Genomic DNA, 20,468 nt, shown 5'->3' with positions numbered 1-20,468 from the left:
ATCTTTGCTTGAATGCAGATTCACACACATAAAGACCTTAGCACCTTGAACACTCTTCAGTTGCGCTCTCAGGCAGAGCACTTCGTCGAACTGCATTCCCCTCACGATCTCTTGGCCGTTCTTGGCGACTCTCAACTCTCAAAAGTTTCATGGCACATTCTTGGAGGAGGAAGCAATCTGGTTCTTCCCTCCATCGTCAGAGGTTTGGTTCTTAAAGTCGCCAATCAGGGCCGCGAGTTGATTCAGGAAGATCATGAATATTGGTTCGTCAAAGCCCAAGCCGGAGAAATCTGGAACGAGTTTGTCCAGTGGACCTTACAACAAGGTTACTGGGGGCTTGAAAATCTCTCCCTGATTCCAGGCACGGTGGGAGCCGCTCCGATTCAAAACATCGGTGCCTATGGCGTTGAGGTCAAAGACTTCCTATGGGAAGTCACGTGCTTTGATTTGCAGACGGGAAATCTCAAAACATTTTCTAACAAAGAATGTCGCTTTTCATACCGAGATAGCTTCTTCAAACAAGAGGGAGCTGGACGGTACTTGGTGTGGGACGTGACCTTCCGTTTGCCCAAGAAAAACTCGCTGCACCTCGAGTACGGAGACATCCGCAAAGAGCTGGATCGCCAACAAGTGGAAGCCGACCCCCGCACCATCTCGCGCGCGGTGATTCATATTCGCCAGACCAAACTTCCCGATCCCCAAGTCATTGGCAACGCCGGAAGCTTCTTTAAAAATCCGATTGTCTCAAAAGAGCTTCGCGATTCGCTGCAATTAAAACATCCCGATCTTGTGAGCTTTCCCTATCAAAACAATCAATTCAAATTGGCGGCCGGCTGGTTGATTGATCGCGCAGGTTGGAAAGGCAAAAAATTGGGGCCCGTGGGCATGTATGAAAAACAAGCTCTCGTTCTGGTGAATCATGGAGGTGCCTCCTCTGACGATGTCTGGAAGTTGGCCCACCAAGTCTCTTTGGATGTAAAAAACAATTTCGGCGTCGAAATAGAACCTGAACCCATTCGCTGGTAATCACTAGACCTTAGACCTAACGTACCGACGAAAGACTGTACCGCAACAATAAATAAACCCAAAATGGAGTGTCTTCTGACATTAGTCAGAACCCAAGGAGGGGTTTATGAGAATCACCAAGATCTTGGCGGTTGCGGGCTTTATGGCTCTGACATTTCTGCCTATCGAGAATGCTCACACAGTGGATACGACTCAGTATTGGATGAAGATCCGCGCCAAGGACAAATACGAAAGAACGCTGATCGCCAACTCGGGCGTTTCTATTGAAACCACGCGCGAAGATTTTGTCGTGGGTATCGGAAGCCTGGAAGAAAAAAAATCCATGGAAAAATTGGGCCTTCTTGAAGTGAGCTTTCCTCTCACGGAAGAGATGGATTTCCCCACGAAGGACGCCGCTTTTCATAACTACACAGAGATGACCGATAAGCTTCGCAGTCTCACATCTCAATACCCCAACATCTCGCAACTGTCTTCGATTGGAAAATCTGTTGAAGGTCGTGACATTTGGGCGGTTCGTATCTCGGGAAATCTTCAACAAGCTGATTCTTTGGCGGCAGCGGTTTTCATGGGGGGACACCACGCCCGCGAACATCTTTCCATCGAATTACCAATTTATTACATCGAATATCTTCTGACCGAGTACGGGAAAGGCAATCCTCGCGTTCAACGATTGGTCAATAGCCGCGATATCCATATCATCCCCATGGTAAATCCCGATGGCGCTGAATATGACATCTCAACAGGAAGCTACAAATCCTGGAGAAAAAACAGAGCCTCAAATAACAACGGAACTTATGGCGTCGACTTAAATAGAAACTACGGTTTTGGCTGGGGCGGCGGCGGTGCCAGCACCAGTCCTAACAGTGAAACTTATCGCGGCCCCAAAGCTTTCAGCGAGCCAGAGTCTGTCGCAATTAAAAGTTTCGTCGAAGCCCATCAAAATATTACAATTCTGCTTTCGTTCCACACGTACTCTCAATTGATTCTTTATCCTTGGGGTCACGTCTATGAAAGCATCGCCAATACCCGCGACAAACAAGTTCACGAAGTCATGGCAAAAAAGATGGCCGAATGGAATGGCTACAAACCTCAGCAGTCCTCTGAACTTTACATCGCCAGCGGAGACACCACAGATTGGTCCTACGGCGAGCACAAAATCATCTCTTTCACCTTTGAACTTGATCCCGGCAACAGCGGTTGGGGTTCCGGCGGCTTCTATCCTGGGGCCCAGGTTATTCCCGAAGTTCAAAGAAAGAACTTAGAACCCGTCCTATATTTGATTGATCACGCCGACAATCCTTACCGTGTCCTTGAGCAAAATAACGGCCCGATCTTCAAACCTTAGTTGATTTCTCCAATATGATTTTCCCAGAAAAAGGCGATCTCCCCCGAGATCGCCTTTTTCTTTTTTAGACAATTAAAGTCACCCCCGTCGAAACTCTCGACAGGCGACTTCCTTTGGGGGCCTGTATATTGCCTATATTTTAACTGAATCCCTCTCGGATTGGGCATCTGTTTTGCTCAAAATGGAGAAGACAAATGGAGGCAATCCTATGGCGTTCACAAAGACATTCCTTAAACTCACCCTGATCACAGGGGTTGCCGTTGGCTTCGTCACCTCTACAGCCCATGCAGACTTTGATTTCCTTGAACCCGCTGCCATCGCCGAAAGGGTCAAAAAAGAGGTCGCAAAACAATCCATCGGGGCCAACCTCAACTTGGTTAATGCCGAGATCTTCGAAGGGATTTCAGCTTCACTCAAATATCGAATTCAATCTGAACCCTCTTATGTCGATGGTTACTACACTCGACTGGATCGTTATACTCTTGGGGTCAATATCAATCCTGGCGATCTTATTGAGGACCTCGACACTCCCATTGGCTTTAGCATCAACAAAGGGGTTGAGATCGTCTTTGCTCGTCAGTTCAAATCTCAAACAGAGTCCCTTACGGCAATTCCCTACTCTGTTCAGAATCTACCTCTCACCGCTCACAGGGCCCTGACCCGTTTGAATGTTGGTGACTTCGTCGCCATGCAGGGCCGTCTGAACTTGGCCGTCTCCTTAGGAGCCAGCTCCCCCCTTTCGCCTCTCGCCAGCGTAAGCGGATCTACCCACGCCTATATTTCGGGTGAGTTCATGATTCACCTCTTCCGTATGCCTGACAATAGAATGCGCGTGAAGTTGATTGGCATCAGAGGCCGAGGACAAGGAGCGGGCGCTCAAGTGAGTTTCGGCCAAGATTTTAAAGTGATCGGCTTTAGTTTTGTTGATAATAAAATTAAGAACTTTGTGAACCTCACGCCGTTGGCTTTGAGTCTTAATGAAAGCAACAGCGATCTCTTTATGCTGGACTATGTGTTTGACCTGAATAACGCTCAAGCGATCGCCGCCTACGATCAGCTCCTTGTTAAGAAGACTCGCTTTAAAGATCTCAACATGATCAGCCCCTTCGAGTCTCGCGACGAAATGAGAGACAAATTGCTCACCGACATCTCCGAGGTTGAAAAGATCTCTTACGAGGATCGAGGCTTAACTCCTCAGGAGCGCCGTATTGACCGCGTCTTCAAAGGTTCAAACTCCTCTCATGGAAAATCTGGATCTTTCAAGATCGGCCTGAATCTACTCCGCCTGGAAACCGGCTCGGCCTATGCGCAAAACAAGATTGCCCACGTGGATCGCGAGGAAAACGACAAAAAATATCTTCTCGATACGTTCTCCACTTCGAAAAATGTGAAACTTATTTTCGGACTCTTCGGGGATACGACGACGATCAGCACCAACATGCTTTTTTCAGCAGACGATCAATGGAGACCTGAAAGGTTTATTGCCCTTAGTTTGGCCCGAGATATTAAGATGAAAGACGTCTCGGCTCGCGACTATCGCAAGGTGCAAGAGCATGTTCGCAAGATCATCCCGGCCAAAGAATACGCAAAAATTGATTGGAAGAAGTGGGATTTCTCAAAAGGCAGTCGCGTGAATGGCGCCTTCCGAAACCAGCTCTTCTTTCATCCCAAAGCCATCAACCTGATGCCGTTCTTAAGCAAACAAAAAGCGTATGATCTTTACTCTGCCTTTATCCTCAAGATGGGACGTCCGCAAACCCCACCGCAACAGAGCGGTTATGATCCAGAAGGACAAAATTACCGTCACTGGATAGATCAGTATGAGTCCGACTTGAACTATATCGCCACCAATTTGTCTGTGGCCTTTAACCCGAACTACACAGCTTCTCAGCGCTATGAGGCCTTTAAACTGCTCAAAGACTTCACCTTGTGGCAAGAAACTGCGGCGGGATTTCTGATCTATCTTCTGCCTCCAGAACAACTGGGCGAGTTGATGTCTTACGAAATGACGTTCTCGGCCAAAGGAGTCGATACGATCTCATTGAAATTTGGAAACTTCGCGCAAGAAGAGCTCTATAACTCTTTGATGTACATCCAAAACGTGATCAACAACCGCTCTTTCGATTTGCGTCTTTACACAGATGAAAAAGGTGAATTCAAAGTGAAGTAGAGCCCCTTTGCGGGCTCTGTCTGGAAGTTCAACAGGGAGGCTTTTCTAAAAACCTGTTAATTTGACTTTCAGACAGCCTTCCTTTTGCATCAAGCAGGTGAGGATGAAGACACGTATGCACAAGTTCATGTTTATTTTCGTAGTTCTCTTTTCGATGAACGCTTTGGCGGGGGCCCCTCAGGAGCTTTGCCAGGTCTCCAATAAGTCTTCGCGTTTGGCGAGAGACCAAAGAGACGAAGCCAGAATGAATTGCCTCAAACAAAAGAAGGCACTAATCTCTGTTCCGCAGTGCCTTAAAATCGCAAAATCTATGGAGTATTCAACTAACGCAGAGGACGCGCGTCTTCTGTGCTTATATGAGCTCGGTCAGCAGCCCACCTTGAAAGAGTGCTTTGCCATTTCCAAGAGCATGGAATACGCTGACTCCGGCGACGAAGTTCGTTGGGAGTGCTTACGTCGGTTTAATAAGTCGATCACACTCAAACAATGTGAACGGATCACTAAAGACATGAGCTATCCTGCCAACACCCAGCGGGCTGAGATCTACTGCGCCCAAGAACTCCAATAACACATTCGAGGAAGACCTCGCGTCCTGAACATTACGAAACATTACAACTTTGCAAAAAACCAGACTTGCTCCTGAGGCCAAGGACGCATATTCTGTCCGCACGACTTGTAATCCGAAGAAAGGTCTTAAATACCCAATCATGACACAGTCTATGGAAGAAAAAGCCAAAAAAACAAAGATTATCGTTAAAGCCCCAACACAGGAACGCTCTCGTCAAACTGTGGCGACCATCTTAGACGCTTGCTCTCGCTTGCTGATCTCTGAAGGATTCTACGCCATCACCACCGATAAAATTGCTAAAGAAGCGGGCGTGAGTATCGGTTCTCTTTATCAGTTCTTCGGGAATAAAGAATCCGTTGTTCAAGCCGTGGTTAAAAATCTCATTGAGGAAGATAAGCGCATACTCAGCGAAAAAATGCGCCCCATTTCTCCTCTTCCCCCTGAGCAAAGAATGAAATCCATGATTGAACTGGCCATCGAAACTGTCCGTCGAAATTCAGCTTTGCGTTCAAAGCTTACGACCATTCAGTATTACGTGGCGGAAGCTTCTTACATTTCAGAATCTCTTCGCTTCTTCCAAGACGTCGTCCGTTACAATCTTCCACAAATCCCGGGACGCGATATGGACAAGGTTTCTTATATGGTGGTCAATACATTTATCGGCTTGGTAAACACCATGCTGATCGATAAACCCGATGCAATCCATGACCCTGCGATTGTCCGTGAAATGCACCAACTGTTCTTCAAGTTCTTAGATCTCGACAGCTCCACGGTGGAAGGCACAACCGCCCCCTCCCGTAATAAAGGTGACTTCATCTAAACCTAAAAAAATAGAATAAAAAAAGGGAGCTTCATCTTCAGCTCCCTTTTTTTATCTTCCTTTTTTATCTTCCATGGCCACCGTTCGATCTTTCCGGGCCAGCGATATCAACGCCACATTGTATTTGTCCTTAGGCACGGCAATAATCGTTTTTGCCGGAATCAAATGGCCTTGACGGGCTTTTAGAGTCAGATGTGGGTTAAAAATCTGAGCTTTACGGTCATCTCCATCAAACCAGCTTACGATATCTTTGTATTTGATTGCGACCGGCAATTTCAAATCTTGAGAGTTCAAAGGTTTTGACCACACCACAGATTCAAAATATTTACCGGCATTCTTTTCAACCTCGATGGCCGCTAAGAAACTGGCATAAAAGTTTCTCGAAGCAAAACCAAAACTTTTGCGAGAGCGAACATTTTGGATCAATTCACCCAGCTCCCGAGTTTCATAGTCACGGGTCATTTTCAAAACTCCCGTGGGACCATGATTGTATCCTGTGACCGCCAAAGGCCAGGATTCCAACATTGAATAGTTGTTACGCAAAAGACGAGCGGCTAACTTGGTCGCCTCGATAGGATGGTTCCGTTTATCTACGACAGGCGAAATCATCTTATAAGGACGAGCCGTATAAGGCATGATTTGCCAAATTCCACTCGCCCCTACTTTTGAGCGAGCCATGATGTTGAATGAACTTTCCACAAACGCCAAGCGAGTCAACTCAATCGGAAGATTCGCCTCGCGGAAAATCTTCTCCATATCCTCAAGATAACGACCCGAATAGAAAATCGCGTCTTGCATCTTGTCTTTTTGACCTAACTGAAAACGCAGACGTTCTTTTTCTTCGGGGGTCGAAAGCTTTTCGGCTATCGTCTTTTTGACCTCATCAATTTTCTTCTGTTTTTCACGCTCTGTTTTTAGACCTTTGAGATCAACGACCTCATAGACCACTTCCACTTTTTCAGAATCGTGAATGACACCTTCTTCAGAGCTGTATTTTGTATAGATATCCACCCAAAATTGAACCTGTTTTTCCATTCCCTTAGGAATAGAAAAAGCACTTCCAGAGGAATATCCCAAGGCGGAAGACTGTTCCGAAAAAGCAGGCGCTCTCCACGGACGGACTTCTTCAGGACTGCGCCCCAAAATTTGAGGAACGACCTTAGCGGCAATATCGTCTTGCGCCAACCCGACCGTCGGAACTCCTAAGAGGACTGTGTATAATATTGAGACACTCAGCTTCTTCATCGAACGTCCACCTTCCTGGTTCTCATTCGGCTTATTTTACAAGATAGATAAGCAAATTATCAAAAAACGCGCGAATCTTCGTTTCATCTGTAGACCCGTTGTAAACAAATGAAAATGTGATCACGTGTCCATCTTCCACTCCGGCATATCCAGCCAATGAAACAACATTGGTTAAAAATCCCGTTTTTGCACGCACCCAGCGCTCCGCAGAGGAGTTCTTCATGCGCTTTTTCAGAGTGCCATCAACACCTGCAATCGGCAAGGACGTGAGAAACTCGGGCTGGACTCGGAAATCGTTTCTTAAATGCTGCAGGACCTTCCACATCGCAAAAGAAGACATCTTATTTTCGCGCGTCAAACCTGAGGGAGATTCCAATCGATACTGATCCTCAGGCACACCTAAACTTTGCATGTGTTCATTGATGACTTTCACGCCATCACTCAAGCTGGCGCCCTTGGGTTTCTTCGCGAGTCCTAAATTTTTCGTCAGCATCTCGGCCACATAGTTGTTGGAGAACTTATTCATATCCGCAACCACTTGTTCAATGGCTTTGCTTTCCGACTCGGCCAACACCTCCGCCTTCTCAGGTGTGACACCGTTTTTGACCGAGCCGGTGAGTTGAATTCCTCTTTGCGCCAAAAAAGCCTTCAAATTGTAACCTGCCCAAAGGTCCGGCTGCGTGATGTTCTTAAAAACAACAACCTCTTTCAGGCCCTGCCCGATGGATCCACCGACATGAATTACATCCCCCGCAAACTTATTGTCTTCTTGGCGATCCGCCAAAAGACCATTGCCAGACCCTGAAACTGTTTTTGCCTTGTTGTTCAGGCGGATGTATTCGTTTTCAGGATCGATAAAGACTTCTGCACCATTTCCCACACCATTGGGGCGCACAAAGATATTCACCGAGTTCCAGTTAAAGCTCATCGCACCCACAGGAGCATCATAGGCGCGATCCACTCGCTCTTTCTGGCGACTCATGTCATAGCGAACCTTATCGAACAACGAGTCGTCGACGATAATATCACCTTCGATTTTCTTAATTTTATTGCGCGTGAAAGCATTCACTAAAAACCATAGATTTTCAGAGACAAAAGAAGGGTCTCCGCCACCTTTGAGATAAAGATGTCCTTTCAAAACTTCATTCTTTGCAGACGCCTCCGCAAGAAGCTGTGTCTTGAATTTATAACCGGGAGGAAACTGGGATAAAACAGCGGATGCCGTGGCAATTTTAGTGATCGAGGCTGGGATCATCACCTTATTCCCATTCACGTCTAACAAGACCTGCATGTCGTGGCCTTCCCCGACAGTTGCATAAATTCCAAGATCCTTGGTTTGTACGCCGTACTTTTTGGCTAAGGCCTGGAACTCTTTATCAAGAGCTTTGAAACGCTCTTGAGCCTGCGTCGACAATGAGAAAAACAATAAAAAAACAGCTAATAGCTTCACGGGTTGTACTCCTAGTAACTAAATCCAAAGACTGGTCCAAACTTCAGACGACTAGGCTATGGTAATGGGTGTCGTTTTCCTTCGCAAGAAGCAGAGTGAATTGTTAGACTGAAGTGCATGAAAAAACGTGAATGGCTCATCGTGATTCTTCCTCTTTTAGCAACTTGGTCCATCGACCGCATCACCAAGATCTGGGCGACGGGAATCACTGAACTACAATCTTTCGGTCCGCTGCACTTCGTCCTGCACCATAATCATGGCGCCATGCTGGGTCTTTTTTCTGACCTCCCTTCCGTTCTTCGTATCGTCTCTCTATCGACAGGAGGCGCGTTTCTTCTTTGTACCTACGCTCTTATCCAGTATCTTTTACCAATCAAATCCCTCACTTTGCGTTCAGGCCTTTCGATTCTCATCGGTGGCATCATCGGCAATGTGACGGATCGAATCGTGTGGGGTTACGTCGTGGACTTTATCGTCCTCGGGACGCCGTCTCTTTCGAGCCCCGCGTTCAATTTAGCGGATGCCCTTCAATGGCTGGGTTATGCCCTGATTGTCTATGCCATCATTCGTGAAGGCGAACTTCTTTGGCCCGAAAACAACGTCCGTAAGCAGTACTGGGTCAACATGCCTTTTCAGCTTAAGTACTGTTTCGTTCTGATGGGAGTGGGACTGAGCCTCACTTTGATCTGTCTGGTATTTTCCTACACCTACATGCGGGTCACAATTCAGGAACTGGTGGGAAATAACGCTTTTCTTCTTAACAAATTCTTAGTTCCCTATGTGATCACGTTTGTCATTATCTGTGTCGCCTTTTGCGCCATTCTTTTTGCCGTGGGCAGAGTGATTTCTCACCGTATTGCCGGCCCCCTTTATGCCTTTGAACGCTTCCTCAAAGAATCCCTGGACGGAAATCCGTCTCCTTTGAAGCTGCGCTCGGGAGATGAGTTCAAACATCTGGAAGAACTGGCGGAACAAGTCCACGAACGTCTTCAGCAGATTAAAAAAGAACGCACGGTTAATGTTGTGGAGTACTCTGAAGAAGAGACTTAAGAATCCACTCCTGGATTGGCTTTTGAGCTACAGAAACAAACTGAGCAGTGGTCAGGCAGTTGTCCGCCCCGGTGTGCTTTTTATCATAGACAAGCTTTGAGACCCCCAACAAGGCCAAAGTCTTTCCCTCAACAACGAAAACAGGGCCACCGGAGTCACCATCGCAGATCCCTTTTCCAAGGTTTTGCTCCACCTCAAAGAAAGTCCCGGTAATCTCCGAAACCGACACCAGAACCTGACGAAGCTTTCCAAATCCTTCCGCTTCTTTGGCAGAGCTGTTGCCAAATCCTGCAAGAAGAACCCCTTGTCCCACCTTAAGGCGATCGCCCCTTGCCACCGAGACTGACTGATAACTGACGGGCAATTTTTCCTGCAAAAGCACCATAGCGAGATCCACAGACTTCATCGTTTCTATCGAATTATAATCTGGATGCACAATGATTTTTGCAACAGAGGCCGCCTTTGGATCTGCGTTCTCATCCAGCGGATTCACAGCGAAAAACACTTGAAGGTTTTCTTTTTCTTGAGGAACACAGTGCGCCGCCGTCACCAGGGCTTGCTCTGACACCGCCGTGCCTGTGCAAATTTCATTGGATTCAAGATTTAAAAGCATGACTGTCGAACGAGCCACCGGATCAGACTCGGCCACGTCCTGTCCACCCAAAATACCGTAAGAACGGGAAATATCTTCGGGGGCTCCCGAAAATGAATTTTCTGAGCAGCCGACCAGACTGCTCAGAAGTGAAAATAAAAGAATTAGAAGAAATCTATTCCTCATGCTCATGGTGTTCATGCGCCTCAGGCAGATCTCCAAGAAGCGCTCTTTCTTCAATCGACTTATTGGCAATTGACTCAGAAGCTGTGCCTAAATTTTCAATTTTCAAAGAATAGGAATCCACTTCCATGCCCTGCTTATTAAGAACAACGGCACTCACCACCACATCAGATCCTTTCAATGCAGACTCACGAAGCTTCATCAGATCCACTTCTTCCCCTGCTTGAACCTCGTTATTGATCTTGATCGCGGACTTATAATTTAACATCTTCGCTAAACGATCCATCTTAAAGGAGCCTTTAAGAAGATCTCCGTCACGCTGCAAACGAGACTCTGTCTTACCCACAACAACTTCAGATTTCAAATCTGCAGGTCGAGAAACCCTTGAAAAGGATCCCGTCTTGAACGAAGCCAATTTGCTTTCGCCTTGGGATTCCAACCACTTCACGTAATCAATATAAGTCACACAGCGGACTTCGGGTTTGCCACAAATTTCGGAAGTCACTTCTTTCATGGATTCCCAGTAAGCGCCACCATTCCATTTAGAAAAGTGATGCCCAATGTGAACCGGCGCACGATTTCCATAGTAATTGTCATTAAAGTACTTCATATAAGACTTCGTCATCTGATCGCGATAAACTTCCTTATTGGCCTTATCGTCAATCCCGCGGGACTGATTCGCAAAGAAGTTATAGTCCATGGACGCCGTTTTTTTATTGGTTCCTGCGATATTGATGTAACCCAGAGGGAACATCCAAGTACCGTGTTTATTTTTCTTCGGCCAAATAGCTTCTTCAGGACCCGATCTAGCGCCTGACGTATCATATTTAAAGCGAAAATCCGACAATGCTTGGAACATCTCGGGATTCGTGTCCAACGTTGGAGCTCGGTAGCCTGTGATCTCTTCAGGGGCAAAAGCATATCCTGAAGCATACTTGGTTCTATTCTGGATATTGTTGTTCTCAAAGACGTTAAAGATCAGATCAATAAACTGCTGGAATTCAGAGCGCCACTGTTTCAAATTCCAGTTGCGGCTTTCACCATCCCGGTTTCCACCTTTATAATGACCATTCCCATGGGACGCAATTTCATGTCCTTCTTCATAAGCCAGATTCACCTGATTTACGCGCTCTTCGATATCCTGGGGACTATCACCAAAGCCGATATCTGAATATTGCCCACGAATGCGTTTTTTTTGTGCTTTGGAGATTGAGGCATCCGTCGCCTCACGAAGGCGACGATCTACTTCAGCCTGTTTTTCACGAGCTGAAGAAAACTGAGCTTCTTTGTGAGGAGGCATATAAAGAGCATAGTTTCCTTCATGCACCCAATAAACACCCGAAACAAAGTACGTGAACTTCACGTTCTTACCTTGGGATTTCATGGTTTTCGCAAATTCACGGGATTCTTCCCAGAAACTATTTTCGTAAGAACCGTCAAAGGCCAGTAAGACAAACTGAGGAGGACGCTCTACCTTTTGAGCCTGAGCAAATGCGGTGGAACTTAGAGCCATCGAAAATGCTAGGGTACCGGATAAAATGGGGTGCACAAGTTTCTTCATAGCGATCTCCTGACTATCGTCGTCACTGTAAAAAAATTAGACATCTCTTCTCGAAGGAGCGGGAGTATGTCGTCTTTCACTTTTCTACTAATCAGGATCTATGCCAGAGCACCTGTCTCAGAGTGAGACTATGTGAGCTTCCGTTGGAATCTAGAAAACCAACGCCACATCGCCGACACGATTTAGATAATATCTTTTCGCATTTTGATCTTTATGACAAAACGCCTGCAAATAGTCTCCATCAGGATTGCGCACGATTCCGATCGGAGTCAGGCGACGGGTTTCCCCTTTGGCAGATCCGCCCTGATAGATCATATCAACATCTTTTTTTGACTTAATCGCCTCAATCAAAGTTCTGACCTTTTCATCGCGAAGCGCCTGCAGGGAATAATCTTTCCACCAAAGATTCTTGCCTTGGCTCTTAATCGCCTGAGCCAGAGTCGCTTGTTCGCCCATTTTTTGAAAACAGGCTAAACCTACTTGCAAACAGGCATTGGCATCATCATAAGCACGATGAGCTTGGCCCCCATCAATCTTCAGATGTTTCACCAGGGTCTGCAATTTGTGGTTATCGACACCATGAATCCATTTTCGAGAAAGAAGACTTGTGCATAACGCAGGCTCAGTCGGCAGCGGCAACTGGGCTTTTTCAAAGTCCGCCGCCAAAAAGCCCATATCAAACGGAGCATGATGCGCCATCACGACCGCTCCTTTAAAAAAGTCATGGATTTGCTGAATTCGCTCAGACATCAACGGCGCATCCTTGACCATTTCGTTGGTGATGCCATGAATGCCGATAATAAAGTCGCTCATCGCTTCGCGGGGTTTCAATAAAAACTGCAGACGATCGACCTCTTGCCCCTGATACCATTTCACGGCCCCGAACTCGACCACATCATATCCCACCGGGTAGGCCCCACTGGTTTCGGTATCAAATGCCACAAAGGTATATTCATGAAGAGGAAGATCTAAATTCATAGTATGCTCTTATCCTGATCTTCGCTGTTGGTCTAGTTCAGAGCACCGGCCAACTGCGAATTCTTTGTTTTTCTAAAGCGAATAGTTCACAATGAGTCGAACTATCTATGCGAAGATACATTGCTTTTATCATTATTTTTATGAGCGCCAAAGTGGCTTTTGCCGCCGAGGGCAACACATCCCCCACCTTTCAACTTTCCGGGGACGTGAGTCTTCTTTCCCACTATGTCGAAAATGGGTTGTCTCAATCGGACAAGTCTCCCGCCTTACAGGGGTCTTTTTGGTTTAACTTCGGCCCTCAATTCCGACTGGGAGTCTGGGGATCAAATACTAATTTTGAAAATAGCGACGATCACTTCAATATGCGCCTGAACGCGGACGTGAAAGTGGACTTTTCCCCGAACGCCAAACTGGTGATTGCCTACAGTCAAAGCCAGTACTACAACGGGGGCGATCGCAACGGCAACATCCTCAATCTTCATCTTCACTTTTGGGACTACCGCATTTTATATGACGGCTTTAGCAATTGGGAAGGAACCGAACAACGATCCACACGTTTTGCATTTGGAAAAGTCTTTAACGTTTTCGGTTCTTGGAAATGGGATAATGAATTGGGCTATAACACCCCCGATGTCAGTAACATCAATCCTTACTTCGACGCACGAACGGGACTTGGAACAAAATGGGGAGTGATCTTTTTTGAAGGAGCTCTCACCGGGACCAGCGAAAGCTCTCAATTTAACGGTGCAGGTGATTACTTCTTTATTCTGTCTGCGAAGACGGAACTGTAACTTCGGTGTCCTTCTGGACTTCTTCTTGTAAATCCTGATCCACTTGCTGCTTCAGATCCTTTGCTGGAGCCGACGCCTTTTTACCGTTGCTGATTTGATTTACAAAGTTATCATACACCGACATATCCACACGTGAAGGGCCGAACAATGTTTCGAGCTTGCGTGGCTTACGTCCATCGGAAGTCAGTTCTTTTTGTGTGATTTTCACACGGATGAAACCCACCAATTTTGCAGGATCAATTTCACCGCGCTTTTCTTTGACGTTAATACCTCCAGCAACCGTCACCGTATTGCTGTCCAAAGAAGCCAAAATCTTATTACGGATAATATCGAATCGCTCGGACGCCACTTTATTGGCCGACATCACGCTGGCATCAGGAACTGCTTGAACAAAAAGACCCGACGTAATCTTGATATCCGCATCTTTAAGACCAGATGTGACACCTTTGATCTTATCCATGACTTTTACAAAGCTGGCATTGGGTTGAGCCGATCCTCTTTCAAAAAGAACATAGTCTGGAATATCGAAATCATATCCTTCAGGAGTCACGACGACATTCTTAGCCACATCACGCATTTGATCCGCCAAATAAGCCGCAACCACTTTGGCAGAGCCCATCTCCAACAGATTTGGAGACTTATCCGTCGGCTCCATAAAACTTTGGAAAGCCTTTAACGGTTCGTTCAAAATATCCAAAAACAATTTTTCCAACGTCAGTTCCGCACCGAAGTTTTGGAAGTTGTATTCGATCACCGAGGGCGTCGAGAAATAGTCAGACACGGCTTTTTTCGTCTCTTCAGACTGACCCACCAGCCACATCACAAGGAAGAAAGCCATCAAGGCAGTCATAAAGTCCGCCAACGCCACCTTCCAGGAACCCCCGTGGTGTCCACCGCCAGAAACGATGATTTTCTTGATGACGATTGTCTGTTTCTTCTCTGCCATTTCTCTTTACCAATTCTGGCGACCGCTTAGGCCGCCTTCTTGATTTCCTTAGTAGCCTTATCGATTTCTTCAAATGAAGGACGCTCTTCAGGCATGATCGTACGACGAGCGTACTCTACACACACAATCGGAGGAGCTCCTCTTTGCAGCGCGATCATCGCTGCTTTAATACAAGCTAAATAACGACCTTCCGCCTCGATATCCGCACCCATTTTCGTGGCTGTCGGACCAATCAAACCGTAGGCGCCAAATACCCCTAACATCGTTCCTACAAGGGCGCCGGCAACCAACGCACCGATCTTTTCAACCCCTTCGGTCAAGTGTCCCATCGTTTTTACGATACCCAAAACCGCGGCAACGATCCCCAGACCTGGGAAACCATCCGCAACAGTTTGCACGGCATGCGCTGCCATGTGTTCTTCCGAGTGAATCGCTTTAATGTCGGCATCCAACAGATCGTCGACATCATAAGGTGACATCTCTGCCGAAAGCGTGATCTTCATCGTGTCACAAAGGAAGTGAACCGCATGATGATTATGCATAAAGCTGGGATACGCCTTAAAGATGTCACTCTTGTCTGGCTCCTCGATGTGTTTCTCGATTCCCTGCGGTCCTTCTTTTCGGAACGCTTGGAAAAGCTGAAACATCATCTGCAAAAGCTCGACATAGTCTTGCTTCTGAGGGCCTTTGGCCGTCATCGCTTTGATGCTGAGTTTAAAACCCGCTTTGATGATCTTCATGGGATTGGCAATAATATAAGCTCCGAGTGCCGCGCCCCCGATAATCATCAACTCCAGTGGAGCTGCTTTGAGAATTACGGACATGTGACCACCGGCTAAAAGGAAGCCGCCGAACACCATCACGAATACTACTATGATACCTACAAATCCCATATGGTATGACCTCTCAGTTTCTCTATCGGATCAAGTTGTGTTAACATTGAGTCATCGCCGAATAAACTTGCCCATGGTCCTGAGGAGGACTAAGAGGAAAAGCATGAGACTCAGCTTGAAGTACGTTTTAATACTCGCCTTCTTTGTTTGCACCAGCCCAAGGTCTTGGGCTCAATCCACAATGGATGACACGGATCCCCTTTTGGCCGAAACCAAAGTGTTCCCCTATGAATGGAATCCCGGTCAGGGCGGCAACATCGAAATCAAAATGAAGTTGCCTGAAGGGTATCACGCCTACGAAGACAAATTTAACGTAGTCATTCTTGAACCCGATGGATTCCAAGTCGCCCCGTTCAAAATTGAACCGATCAAAAAATGGTATGACAAGTTTTCCAAAAAAGAGCGCACTGGAGTAGAGAAAGAAGCCACTCTCACCGCGCACATCGAGGCCCCCGTCCGTTTTTTAAAACGCTTCAATAAAATGAAGTTAGAACTAACCTATCAAGCTTGTTCAGATCAATTCTGTCTTTTCCCCACAACCAAGCTGATTGAAGTCCCCATTACCGTCACCATGGTTGAAGGTGAGCCACAAATCATGGAAGAGGGCGCCATCACCCCTTCAGTTGCTCCGACCGCATTCTTCGACACCGGAAACTTTCAGAAGTATTTAGGCACAAGCATGATCGCTGGTCTTCTTTTCGTTTTTCTGGCGGGCATCTTCACAAGCTTCACTCCTTGCATCTTTCCTATGATTCCCATCACGTTGGCGGTTTTGGGAAATCACTCCAATGAAAGAACCCGTCTGCAGAACTTTGTCACCAGTTGCGTCTATGTGTTGGGAATTGCCACCACCTACTCTATCTTGGGACTTCTGGCCGCCTCCACGGGAGGCGTCTTCGGGGCGACTTTGGGGAATCCCTATGTATTGTCTGTCATCTGTTTGATTTTCTTAACCATGGCTCTCAGCATGTATGGTTTGTTTGAAATTCAGGTCCCTGCGTTTCTTCGCAATCGCCTGGGCCGAGGAAAACAAAAGCAGAGCCTTGGAGGAGCCTACTTAACAGGGCTGTTTGCCGGAATCGTCGCCAGTCCTTGCGTGGGCCCTGTGCTGGTCGCCATTCTCACTTATGTCGCCTCAACGCAAAATAAGATGATGGGCTTTTTGTATCTGTTCACGTATGCCCTGGGCTTGGGACTTATCTTTATTGCTCTGGGACTTTCCAATCAACTAGTGAAAAGCCTCCCCCGCTCAGGATCTTGGATGAATGGATTTAAATTCATCCTGGGAAGTTTGATGTTGAGTGCTTTCTACTATTACTTGGATCTTTTATTACCCGATCGTTGGTATGACTTGGCCCTCGGCATTGGTTTAATCACCATCGCCAGCGTCTACGGAGCCTTCCTTTCCTCGAAGGGATCGACTCTCAATCATATCCGTAAAGGGTTGATGCAGGCTTTGCTGATCGTGGGGATTGGCCATGTCGCACTTGCGGCGTTTGATCTTCGCCCTTATATTCGTGGGCGCATTTCCGCCTCGGACAGCCTCAATAAAATTCAAAAGCTCAACTGGCAACCTTACTCGGAAGAGCTTTTAGCTCAAGCCACCAAAGATCAAAAACCGGTGATCATCGACTTCTGGGCCGATTGGTGCGCTGCTTGTCATGAGCTTGAAGAGCATACGTTTTCCGACGCCCGCATTCGCGCCATGGCGGGGAACTATGTCCTGCTCAAGTTTGATGCGACAAAGGACTCTGAACAACTTCGTGCCCTTAAAAAGAAGTACAACATCCAAGGTCTGCCGACGGTGGTCTTTATTAATCTGCACGGTGTTTGGATTGATGCCTTGACGCTCACACAATTCGAAAAGCCAGAGGCCTTCTTAAAGAGAATGGAAAAGGGCGTCCAATAAAACTGAGTAAACTTGAGTTATGTCCTTCACTATGATGAAGGACATAATTTTTTCGCTCCTGAAAGTGATATACTGTTTTTGTAATTCAGGAGGCTTTTATGCAAATCTTTTCAAATAACATCGGCACTACCGAAAGAATTATTCGTATAGTGGGTGGTTTGCTGATCACAAGCTTGGCTTTTTGGGGACCTGCAAATCCATGGTTCTTTTTGGGACTCATCCCCGTGATGACAGGGCTTGTCTCGTGGTGTCCACTGTACCAGCTTTTTGGTTTCAGCACCCGCAAACACAAACAGATTATGAAAATGTAAACCGGTCCCCATACGTGTTGCTGGCAAAGACTTTGCTCTTTTGCCAGCAACATGAGCGTTTAAAGGCGTTTCAGGCGTGCGATTTCCATCTTTGCTTCATTCAAAGCCGCCTGTGCCGAAATCATCTGAGCTTCTTTTTCCGCCAAAAGTTTTTGCAGATGATTCATACGAACTTCAAAACTTTTAATCACGTTGTTGTGACGATCGACCATCTCTTGCACCTTCAGATCAAGGCTTTTACGTTCGTTCACTTTTTGTGCAAGCTGGGTGATCTTCTGCCCCGCCTCGGTGGCAAGACCGTTGTGACTTTGCTCTAACCGACTTAAAAGATGGCTTTGCTTTTCAAACTTCACATTCGAGGTTTTTATCAACTCGTTAACTGTCCCCACCACCTTGTTCAGCTGATCCGCCAAAGCCTGGTTTTGCGCCTTGAGCTCAAAGATCTGACGATCCGTATTTAAATAGCTATTTCCCGCTGGGCCCAGATTTACGGGGGCGTCCATAACAGGGTTCTTTACAACCTTCTTTTCCCCAAACAATTCCGGATTCAATTCTTTATGCATATCAAGCCCCTCCCATGGTGCCCAAAAGGCTGAGGCGAAAGAGCCTTACTTTGGGTAGCAGCAGCGCTTCACAGCCTGGATGCGCTGCTGCTACCCAAAGTAAGGCCGTACCTTCGAACCTTGCCTCGTTAATTCAATCATATTTTCTCTGGACTAAAATTTCAAATGTTCATACTTTATGCCCGAGGGAGAAAAAAACGGTGCTTAAGGTTGGACAGCTTTTAAAATTTGTTTCTGATTTAAATCCGCAAAATACGCCGACACGCCTGTCTTTTTTCAATTTTCTGAGGGGATTCCCTCATCCCGAGGACGTTTTGACCCCCGAATTGATCGAAATGTTCTTTAATTACTGTATGGATTACCCTCATTGGGCGTCCAACAAACAGCAATTGGGTCACGAAGTTCAGTTTTTGTTGGAGAATTTCAATAGCTTCTACCAGCAGAAGTTCGATCTCAGTCCCATTCGCTTTCCACAAAAAATGCAGCTGATCGAAATTGAGCATTTTTCTGATCTGATTGACGCAGTGAGTTCTTATGTTAAGACTCTTTGCGGCGAAAATGACAAGTTTCGTGTTCTTCCCGATCAAAACAAGCGAGCCATTGCCATCGTTCTGCGGGCCGATAAATCCTTAGAGGTGCGCAGCTTTGATCGCAAGTTCACAATTCGCGAAGGTCTTTTGGAGCCTCTTCGCAACGATCTAGTTCTTTACTATTCTCCAGAGTTGGAACTTAGCTCTCAACACACTCATAAAATTGAAGTGGCCCCCTATATCACGGCCCAGTTCCGTGTCCTGGGAGACAAAGTGACGGGCACCCTTTTGAGAGGTTATGTCTTCCAAAAACTGCAAGAGATGAAAAACGAGCCACTTCAAGAACAGACTCGCCTTCTCTTCCCGATCAAGCGTTTAGAGCAGTTCTTTGTCGATCGCCGCTCCGATCCCTATTACCAGGATCTAGTCAGCCAACTTGAAAGAACCTGTGCTCTTATCCAGCAAGGAGACTCTGAGGCTTTGAAATGGTCCTCGGTGGTTCTTAGCAAGGCGGAAACTGCCGTCGACAATGTCTTTTTGGGAGACAAGCTCATGACTTTGCTGGTGCGAGACCTTCGCCACGCCATTGGTGAGTACAGCCGTAAGAATCTCTCCTCTTCTTCTCTCACTGGTGATATATTGACCACTCAACAATTACCTGAGGCTGATGAAGAATGTCTGAAAATAACTCCACTCAAAGGGTTCGACTTAACAAATTAATCGCGGATAGTGGGTTGGCTTCGCGCCGTCATGCTGATCGCATGATCGAAGAAGGCCAAGTTACCGTTAACGGCAAACGTGTTTACGAATTGGGTGTCAAAGTAGACCCGCAAAGTGATCGTATCATGGTTGATGGCAAACCTCTTCGCAAGCCCCTCACTCAAAAGCTTTACCTTGTGATGAACAAACCCAAAGGCGTTCTCACGACTATGGATGATCCCCATGAGCGTCCGACGATTGCAGAGTACCTCAGCGGCGTTCCTTCCCGCGTTTTCCCTGTGGGTCGTCTGGACTGGGATTCTGAAGGGATGCTTCTTTTGACCAACGATGGTGATTTCGCCAACAAGGTCATGCACCCTAAAGCAGAGGTGACGAAAACCTATTTGGTGAAGTTGGATGGACAACCACAACCTCATCACATTGAAAAGCTTAAAAGGGGCGTATCTATCGTCGGCGGCAAAGTGTCCGCGCGCCACATCGAAAGAATTAAAAAAGCTGGTGATAATAAATCCGATAAATACGAGTGGTACAAAATCATCATCACCGAAGGTAAAAATCGTCAGATTCGCCAGATGTTTGCGAAGGTCGGTTTTGATGTTTTGAAACTGCAACGTGTGGCCATCGGCCGTTTGCGCTTAGGGGCCTTAAAAACCGGAGAACTTATTTTCTTAAACGAAGCGGCTATTGAGCGCGTCTTCTTGCCGGACAATCCTGAAGAAATCAAAACCAAACGCACCTACAAGGGACGCACCAAGTCCGTGAAGAAAACGGCGAAACCCGCCTCCCGTCTTCGCGTCAAGAAGACCAAAGAGTAATC

At 46.7% G+C, this 20,468-nt stretch carries 19 protein-coding genes; 11 read left to right on the top strand and 8 right to left on the bottom strand.

The genetic code is table 11. The features are described 5' to 3' along the window. The first annotated feature begins 12 nt into the window (after window positions 1-12). From murB to ACM64D_RS11050, 5 genes are all read left to right on the top strand, one after another. Entirely contained in the window at window positions 13-1,026 is a 1,014-nt protein-coding gene (gene murB, locus ACM64D_RS11070; RefSeq protein WP_415063281.1) for a UDP-N-acetylmuramate dehydrogenase, read from the top strand. Window positions 1,027-1,132: 106 nt separating this feature from the next. Further along, complete coding sequence (locus ACM64D_RS11065) at window positions 1,133-2,371, top strand: M14 family metallopeptidase (RefSeq protein ID WP_415063280.1); 1,239 nt, start codon at window positions 1,133-1,135, stop codon at window positions 2,369-2,371. Window positions 2,372-2,579: 208 nt separating this feature from the next. Further along, complete coding sequence (locus ACM64D_RS11060; protein WP_415063279.1) at window positions 2,580-4,541, top strand: hypothetical protein; 1,962 nt, start codon at window positions 2,580-2,582, stop codon at window positions 4,539-4,541. Window positions 4,542-4,644: 103 nt separating this feature from the next. Continuing rightward, a complete protein-coding gene (locus ACM64D_RS11055) occupies window positions 4,645-5,109 on the top strand; it encodes a hypothetical protein (RefSeq protein WP_415063278.1) in 465 nt (154 codons plus the stop codon). Window positions 5,110-5,248: 139 nt separating this feature from the next. After that, complete coding sequence (locus ACM64D_RS11050; RefSeq protein WP_415063277.1) at window positions 5,249-5,929, top strand: TetR/AcrR family transcriptional regulator; 681 nt, start codon at window positions 5,249-5,251, stop codon at window positions 5,927-5,929. A 51-nt stretch (window positions 5,930-5,980) separates the two neighbouring features. Here the strand turns inward: ACM64D_RS11050 and ACM64D_RS11045 are convergent, their stop codons facing one another. Then, entirely contained in the window at window positions 5,981-7,174 is a 1,194-nt protein-coding gene (locus ACM64D_RS11045) for a lytic transglycosylase domain-containing protein (protein ID WP_415063276.1), read from the bottom strand. Window positions 7,175-7,205: 31 nt separating this feature from the next. Continuing rightward, window positions 7,206-8,624, bottom strand: coding sequence for a D-alanyl-D-alanine carboxypeptidase/D-alanyl-D-alanine-endopeptidase (gene dacB, locus ACM64D_RS11040; RefSeq protein ID WP_415063275.1), 1,419 nt, complete (start codon window positions 8,622-8,624; stop codon window positions 7,206-7,208). Window positions 8,625-8,741: 117 nt separating this feature from the next. Between dacB and ACM64D_RS11035 the strand changes: the two genes are divergently transcribed. Then, entirely contained in the window at window positions 8,742-9,674 is a 933-nt protein-coding gene (locus tag ACM64D_RS11035; protein ID WP_415063274.1) for a signal peptidase II, read from the top strand. Here ACM64D_RS11035 and ACM64D_RS11030 read toward each other — a convergent pair. From ACM64D_RS11030 to ACM64D_RS11020, 3 genes are all read right to left on the bottom strand, one after another. Next, window positions 9,640-10,452 carry a S1 family peptidase gene (locus ACM64D_RS11030; RefSeq protein WP_415063273.1) on the bottom strand — a complete coding sequence of 271 codons (813 nt, stop codon included), beginning with the start codon at window positions 10,450-10,452 and terminating at the stop codon, window positions 9,640-9,642. The two genes, ACM64D_RS11035 and ACM64D_RS11030, sit on opposite strands and share 35 nt — an antisense overlap. Then, window positions 10,442-12,010, bottom strand: coding sequence for a hypothetical protein (locus ACM64D_RS11025; RefSeq protein ID WP_415063272.1), 1,569 nt, complete (start codon window positions 12,008-12,010; stop codon window positions 10,442-10,444). Before ACM64D_RS11025 ends, ACM64D_RS11030 begins: the two co-directional genes overlap by 11 nt. 150 nt (window positions 12,011-12,160) lie before the next feature. Continuing rightward, complete coding sequence (locus ACM64D_RS11020) at window positions 12,161-12,988, bottom strand: exonuclease domain-containing protein (protein WP_415063271.1); 828 nt, start codon at window positions 12,986-12,988, stop codon at window positions 12,161-12,163. Window positions 12,989-13,095: 107 nt separating this feature from the next. On the opposite strand from ACM64D_RS11020, the gene ACM64D_RS11015 reads away from it, so the two are divergent. After that, entirely contained in the window at window positions 13,096-13,779 is a 684-nt protein-coding gene (locus ACM64D_RS11015) for a TorF family putative porin (protein ID WP_415063270.1), read from the top strand. Here ACM64D_RS11015 and ACM64D_RS11010 read toward each other — a convergent pair. Together ACM64D_RS11010 and motA are read right to left on the bottom strand one after the other, a co-directional pair. Then, the gene (locus tag ACM64D_RS11010) at window positions 13,751-14,725 is read right to left on the bottom strand and encodes a flagellar motor protein MotB (protein ID WP_415063269.1); all 975 of its coding nucleotides are present in this window, start codon (window positions 14,723-14,725) and stop codon (window positions 13,751-13,753) included. The two genes, ACM64D_RS11015 and ACM64D_RS11010, sit on opposite strands and share 29 nt — an antisense overlap. A 26-nt stretch (window positions 14,726-14,751) precedes the next feature. Further along, window positions 14,752-15,618, bottom strand: a complete 867-nt coding sequence (gene motA, locus ACM64D_RS11005; RefSeq protein WP_415063268.1) for a flagellar motor stator protein MotA — start codon at window positions 15,616-15,618, stop codon at window positions 14,752-14,754. Between the two features lie 103 nt (window positions 15,619-15,721). On the opposite strand from motA, the gene ACM64D_RS11000 reads away from it, so the two are divergent. Continuing rightward, window positions 15,722-17,527, top strand: a complete 1,806-nt coding sequence (locus ACM64D_RS11000; protein ID WP_415063267.1) for a protein-disulfide reductase DsbD family protein — start codon at window positions 15,722-15,724, stop codon at window positions 17,525-17,527. A gap of 98 nt (window positions 17,528-17,625) precedes the next feature. Continuing rightward, entirely contained in the window at window positions 17,626-17,838 is a 213-nt protein-coding gene (locus ACM64D_RS10995) for a DUF2892 domain-containing protein (RefSeq protein WP_415063266.1), read from the top strand. 59 nt (window positions 17,839-17,897) lie between these two features. Here the strand turns inward: ACM64D_RS10995 and ACM64D_RS10990 are convergent, their stop codons facing one another. Further along, window positions 17,898-18,401 (bottom strand): hypothetical protein, encoded by a 504-nt coding sequence (locus ACM64D_RS10990; protein WP_415063265.1) that lies wholly within the window; start codon window positions 18,399-18,401, stop codon window positions 17,898-17,900. 200 nt (window positions 18,402-18,601) lie between these two features. Here ACM64D_RS10990 and ACM64D_RS10985 point away from each other — a divergent pair, with 200 nt between their 5' ends. Then, window positions 18,602-19,651: a hypothetical protein gene (locus ACM64D_RS10985; protein WP_415063264.1), complete on the top strand. Its 1,050-nt coding sequence runs from the start codon at window positions 18,602-18,604 to the stop codon at window positions 19,649-19,651. Next, entirely contained in the window at window positions 19,606-20,466 is an 861-nt protein-coding gene (locus ACM64D_RS10980; protein WP_415063263.1) for a pseudouridine synthase, read from the top strand. Before ACM64D_RS10985 ends, ACM64D_RS10980 begins: the two co-directional genes overlap by 46 nt. Window positions 20,467-20,468: the final 2 nt, after the last annotated feature.

The sequence above is a fragment of the Bdellovibrio sp. genome (assembly GCF_047637665.1).
Lineage (GTDB): Bacteria > Bdellovibrionota > Bdellovibrionia > Bdellovibrionales > Bdellovibrionaceae > Bdellovibrio.
Note: the sequence above shows the minus strand (reverse complement) of the source record. Positions and strands in the feature narration are given on the sequence as shown.

What these genes read in the sequence shown, in the direction of transcription:
- murB (WP_415063281.1), top strand. Translation starts at nt 13, where the DNA reads ATGCAGATTCACACACATAAAGACCTTAGCACCTTGAACACTCTTCAG.
- ACM64D_RS11065 (WP_415063280.1), top strand. Translation starts at nt 1,133, where the DNA reads ATGAGAATCACCAAGATCTTGGCGGTTGCGGGCTTTATGGCTCTGACA.
- ACM64D_RS11060 (WP_415063279.1), top strand. Translation starts at nt 2,580, where the DNA reads ATGGCGTTCACAAAGACATTCCTTAAACTCACCCTGATCACAGGGGTT.
- ACM64D_RS11055 (WP_415063278.1), top strand. Translation starts at nt 4,645, where the DNA reads ATGAAGACACGTATGCACAAGTTCATGTTTATTTTCGTAGTTCTCTTT.
- ACM64D_RS11050 (WP_415063277.1), top strand. Translation starts at nt 5,249, where the DNA reads ATGACACAGTCTATGGAAGAAAAAGCCAAAAAAACAAAGATTATCGTT.
- ACM64D_RS11045 (WP_415063276.1), bottom strand. Translation starts at nt 7,174, where the DNA reads ATGAAGAAGCTGAGTGTCTCAATATTATACACAGTCCTCTTAGGAGTT.
- ACM64D_RS11035 (WP_415063274.1), top strand. Translation starts at nt 8,742, where the DNA reads ATGAAAAAACGTGAATGGCTCATCGTGATTCTTCCTCTTTTAGCAACT.
- ACM64D_RS11030 (WP_415063273.1), bottom strand. Translation starts at nt 10,452, where the DNA reads ATGAGGAATAGATTTCTTCTAATTCTTTTATTTTCACTTCTGAGCAGT.
- ACM64D_RS11025 (WP_415063272.1), bottom strand. Translation starts at nt 12,010, where the DNA reads ATGAAGAAACTTGTGCACCCCATTTTATCCGGTACCCTAGCATTTTCG.
- ACM64D_RS11020 (WP_415063271.1), bottom strand. Translation starts at nt 12,988, where the DNA reads ATGAATTTAGATCTTCCTCTTCATGAATATACCTTTGTGGCATTTGAT.
- ACM64D_RS11015 (WP_415063270.1), top strand. Translation starts at nt 13,096, where the DNA reads ATGCGAAGATACATTGCTTTTATCATTATTTTTATGAGCGCCAAAGTG.
- ACM64D_RS11010 (WP_415063269.1), bottom strand. Translation starts at nt 14,725, where the DNA reads ATGGCAGAGAAGAAACAGACAATCGTCATCAAGAAAATCATCGTTTCT.
- motA (WP_415063268.1), bottom strand. Translation starts at nt 15,618, where the DNA reads ATGGGATTTGTAGGTATCATAGTAGTATTCGTGATGGTGTTCGGCGGC.
- ACM64D_RS11000 (WP_415063267.1), top strand. Translation starts at nt 15,722, where the DNA reads ATGAGACTCAGCTTGAAGTACGTTTTAATACTCGCCTTCTTTGTTTGC.
- ACM64D_RS10995 (WP_415063266.1), top strand. Translation starts at nt 17,626, where the DNA reads ATGCAAATCTTTTCAAATAACATCGGCACTACCGAAAGAATTATTCGT.
- ACM64D_RS10990 (WP_415063265.1), bottom strand. Translation starts at nt 18,401, where the DNA reads ATGCATAAAGAATTGAATCCGGAATTGTTTGGGGAAAAGAAGGTTGTA.
- ACM64D_RS10980 (WP_415063263.1), top strand. Translation starts at nt 19,606, where the DNA reads ATGTCTGAAAATAACTCCACTCAAAGGGTTCGACTTAACAAATTAATC.